2 protein-coding genes are annotated in these 5,008 nt (G+C 68.9%); both read right to left on the bottom strand.

Annotated features, from left to right (window positions below):
* Positions 1-587 (bottom strand): condensation domain-containing protein (locus WAW17_RS14120; protein ID WP_422333581.1); only part of this gene is annotated, 587 nt, incomplete at its 3' end.
* A gap of 165 nt (positions 588-752) precedes the next feature.
* On the bottom strand, positions 753-5,008 hold a 4,256-nt coding region (locus WAW17_RS14115), incomplete at its 5' end, for an amino acid adenylation domain-containing protein (protein ID WP_422333580.1).

Here is a 5,008-nt window from a genome sequence, read left to right as displayed (position 1 = left end):
ATGTCGTACAGCTCACGGAGGGACGCAGCCCGGTTCGGCTCCGGTTCGCGACCCGCCACCGAGGCCGAATAGCGGTGCGCGATGCGATTGATCATCGTCATGGCACCGTATCCGTCGAGTGCGATGTGGTGGATGCGGCTGTACCACAGGTAATGCGACTCCCCCACGCACAGGATCGAGGTTTCGACCAGTCGATCCGCGCCGAGATCGAGTGGAGTCCGGTAGTCCCGGTCCATCCATTCGTGTGCGGCGGCGACCGGGTCGTCCTCGCCACGAAAATCGAGGAAGTCGAGAGCGATCTCGGTCGCGTAATCCACGTACTGCATCGGCTGTCCGTCGACCTGGACCACCCCGAGTAAAGGCGACTGGAACTCGCGAGCGGTCTCGACGGTTTCCCGTCGCAACAGGTCGATGTCGAGGTCGCCGCGTAACTCCACGTAGTGCGCGATCGAGATCGGCACCGTGGGCTCGAGTTGCTGCGCGAACCAGGTCGCATGCTGCGCCGCGGACAGCGGGAAACGCGCCGCGTCCGGTGTTCGTGTGGCCGGGATCCGACCATCTGGTTTCCGCGTGTCGACGGGCTTCACGGCGGTTCCTCCCCGTACGGTTTCCCCGACCGGTGACGGTGTGGCCTCATCGGAGTCCGGACACAGGAATGCGAGAGGCGGAAGCTTCTCCCCGTCCCCCTGACCATTCGTCCGGCATCACCAGGGCACACAAGAGTTCATGGTCGCACAGCAACACGGCTCGGTTCAGTGGATTCGGTCGTCGCGGCGCCGGGTGCGTCCGGCTTCGAGGTACCTCGACAGCACCGGCCCGATCACGGCGAGGGATTGTGGCTCGATCATGTCGTTGTGCCCGCAGTCCACATCGTGCTCCACGATTCGACCGGTCACGAGCGGTCGCCACTCTTCCACCGATCGGGCGCGCGTCGTGCCGTCGTCGTCGCCCGTTGCGGGGAAGATCAGGAGCTCGCCATGATAGACCTGCGGCCGGAACCGGTGGACCAGTTTCCGCGAATTCTCGTATCCGGCGTTGATTCGCTCGAGGTGTTCTCCGCGCAGTCCGGAGTCGCTGCCCCACGATTCGTTCAGCAGTTGCGCCGCGCGTTCGTAGGTGAGGTCGCCGTCGGTGGCGACGACGAGCCCCAGGCCGCGGAGCAGATCCCGCATGTCGAGCTTCCCGAACAGCGGATCCTCACCGTTGTCGGGAAAGCTGTCCATGACCGCGAGGGTGGCGACGTCCTCGCCGGCACGCTGGAGTTCGACGGCCATCGTGTGGGCGATGATCCCGCCCAGCGACCAGCCGAGCAGGTCGTACGGTCCCTCCGGCTGGATGGCCATCATCTCCTCGACGTACCGGTGCGCGAGTTGTTCGATCGACTGGTATTCGCCGTCGCCGCTGATCGTGGGCAACTGCAGTCCGTACGCGCGACGGTCCGCTGGCAGATACCGGACGAGGCCCGCATACCCCCAGGAGAGCCCGATTCCTGGGTGGACACAGAACAGCGGTCTCCCGGCCCCCTCGGTGCGCAGCGGAATCACCACCGCCAGCGCCTCCATCACCCCGCCCTCCGCCGACGGCAGCGCGATCCTGCGGGCGAGGCCGGACGGTGTGGGATCGAGGAACATCCATTGCAGCGGGATCTTCCGATCGAGTCTCTCCTGCAGGGCGGCGACCACCTTCGTGGCAAGCAGGGAGTTGCCGCTCCTCTCGAAGAAGTTGTCGTCGGCCCCCACCCGGTCGAGACCGAGCACCTCGGCGAAGACGTCCACGACCGCCGCCTCGAGCAGGTTCGCGGGCAACCGGAAGCGGGTACCCGACAGGAACTCGGGTGCGGGCAGAGCGGCGCGATCCAGCTTGCCCACCGGAGTCAGCGGAATCTGTTCGAGCACGACGATCGCGGCGGGCACCATGTGGGCGGGCAGTCGCTCACCGGCGAGGCGGGTGAGCTCCGCGGTGTCGATGTCCGCGCCGCCGATCGGACGGACATAGGAGACGAGCAGCGGTTCCCCGGCAGGCCCGGCACGGCCGATCGTGACGGCGAACCCGACGTCGGGGTGATCGGTGAGTACGGCGTCGATCTCGCCGGGTTCGATGCGGAACCCCCGGATCTTCACCTGGAAGTCGCTGCGCCCCACATACTCGAGGGTGCCGTCGCGGCGCCACCGCACCACGTCTCCCGTGCGGTACATCCGCTCGCCCGGGGCGCCCCAGGGGGCGGCCACGAAACGGGCCGCCGTCAGACCGGGCCGACGGTGATACCCGGAGGCCAGGGCGCGTCCCGACACGTACAGCTCACCGACCACACCGACCGGCACCGGGCGCAGCCGGGAATCCAGCACGACCTCCGAGACGCCGCGGGTGGGTGCGCCGAGCGTGATCGGCTCGCCCGGCACCAGCGCATCACTGATGTTCGACATGATCGTCGTCTCGGTCGGCCCGTAGGCGTTGAACATCCGGCGGCCGGGCGCCCACCGGGCGACGAGTTCGGGTGGACACACTTCACCGGCCACGACCAGCGTCCGCAGCGACTCGAAGCCGAGGGCGTCCATCGACGCCAGTGCGGTCGGGGTGACGAATCCGTGAGAGACCCGCTCGTCGCTCAGCAGTCCGGCCAGCTCGGTGCCGCCGTAGATCGTCGGCGGTGCGATCACCAGTGTCGCACCCGCGCAGAATGCCATGACGAGTTCGAACACGGACGCGTCGAAACTCGGCGACGCGAAGTGCAGCACCCGGGAGCCGGGTGTGACCGCGAGACGGTCCCGCTCCTCCGCAGCGAGGTTCGCCAGGCCACGGTGCGTGACGGCTACGCCCTTGGGAACGCCCGTGGATCCGGAGGTGTACACGAGGTACGCGGGATGCGATTCGTGCAGCGGCGTCGTCCGGTCCGCGTCGGTGACGGAGGCCGGCGACTGCACCCGGATCCGCTCCTCGTCTTCGGCGTCGTCGAGCACGATCCAGTTCACGGTCCCGGGCAGCCGATCGCGGTGTCGCCGGACGGTCACGCCCGACACCGCACCGGAATCGGTGAGCATGTGCTCGATGCGGTCGAGTGGATACCCGGGATCGACCGGCAGGAACGCCGCGCCCGTTCGAGCGACGGCCCACACCGACAGCACCGATTCGATCGAGCGCGACAGGCTCAGAGCGACGGTGCTTCCCGGACCCGCAGCATCCTCGATCAGCCGCCGCGCCAGCCGGTTCGAGGCCTCGTCGAGTTCGCGGAACGTGATCGTGCGGCCCCGGTACGACACCGCATCGGCGTCCCGATCGCGTTCGACCGCGGCCGACAACAGGTCCGGCAGCAGGAGGTTCGGGCCGTCGGGTGCACCGCGCGCCGGGGTGAGCGCCGCGACTTCGTCGGTGCCGAGGATCTCGATGTCGCCGACCGGAATACCGGGTTCGGCGGTGACGGTGTCGAGGATGCGCACGAACCGTTCTGCGAAGCCCACAACCGTGTCGGCGTCGAACAGGTCGGTCGCGTAGTCGATCGCACCCGCCATGCCCGCGGGGGTGCCGTCCACGTCGAACCGTTCGTCGAGGATCACCTCGAGATCCACTTTCACGACGTCGAGGGCGGGGTCGAGCCCCTCGACGGTCAGCCCCGGCAACCGCAGAGCGGGCTTCTCGGTGTTCTGGAATTCGAGGGACACCTGGAAGAGCGGCGAGTGGGCGGTCGACCGCACCGGGCCGACGGCGTCCACCACCCGTTCGAAGGGCAGGTCGGCGTGCGCGAAGGCGCCGAGATCGGCGTCGCGGACCCGCGCGAGCAGGTCACGGAACGGCAGTCCCGCCTCCACCGGGGTGCGCAGGGCCAGCGTGCCGACGAACATGCCGACGAGGTCGTCGAGCGCCGCCTCGCCGCGGCCGGCGATCGGGGTGCCGATCGCCACGTCCTCCGTGCCGCCGAGTCGGCCGAGCAGTACGGCGAGTGCGGCGTGCACGATCATGAATTCGGTGGACCGGTGCTCGCGCGCCGCCGTCCGGATCCGCTCGTGCAGGCCGGGGTCGATCGCGAAGCGCACCCGATCGCCGTGGAACGACTGCTGTGCGGGACGCCGACGGTCGGTGGGCAGTTCGAGGAGTTCGGGCAGCCCGGCCAGCGCCGACTCCCAGTAGGCCAGTTGCCGAGAGATCAGCGATCCGGGGTCGTCCTCCGAACCCAGCAGCCTGCGTTGCCACAGTGTGTAGTCGGCGTACTGGACCGGCAGCGGCGTCCATGCGGGAGCGCGACCGTGGACGCGGGATTCGTACGCGATCATCACATCCCGCACCAGCGGTGCCATGGAGAAGCCGTCGGCCAAGATGTGGTGGACCACGACGGCGAGCACGTGATCCGTCGGGTCGAGGGAGAACAGGGCGACGCGCAGCGGGACGGCGGTGGCGACGTCGAAGCCGGCCGCCACGAGCCGGGTGAGCTCCTCTCGGAGCCGACTTTCGTCCGCGACCGCGGTCGCAGCGAGTATCGGCGCTTGTTCTGATCGGCCACAGCCTTGGTGGCCGGTGGGTACGAGGATCTCCTGGACGGGTTCGCCGTCGCGGAGCGGGAAGCGGGTGCGCAACGACTCGTGCCGGGTCACGACGTCCGTGACGGCGGCGGTCAGCGCATCCACGTCGAGGTCGCCGGTGAGCCGCACGACCATCGGGATGTTGTAGGCGGGCGAACTCGTGTCGAACTGGTTGATGAACCACATGCGCTGCTGGGCGTAGGACAGCGGGATGCGGTCGGGACGGTCCCCGGCGGTCAGCGCGGGGCGGCCGGACGGACCCGCTCCCGCATGCTCGATGCGCGCGGCGAATGCCAGGGCGGTGGGCGCCTCGAACAATGCCCGCACGCCGATGTCGGTGTCGAGTGCGGCGCGCAGGCGGGCGACCGCACGGGTCGCGCTCAGCGAGTTGCCGCCGAGGTCGAAGAATCCCGCATCCGCGCTCACCCGGTCGAGTCCGAGCACCTCCGCGAAGACGTCGGCCACCGTCTCCTCCACCGGATCGGCGGGTGCCCGGT

The organism is Rhodococcus sp. (in: high G+C Gram-positive bacteria), assembly GCF_049286785.1.
In the GTDB taxonomy this organism is placed as follows: domain Bacteria; phylum Actinomycetota; class Actinomycetes; order Mycobacteriales; family Mycobacteriaceae; genus Rhodococcus_F.
The sequence above is the reverse complement of the archived record's forward strand: the minus strand, read 5'-3'. Positions and strand labels throughout refer to the sequence as shown.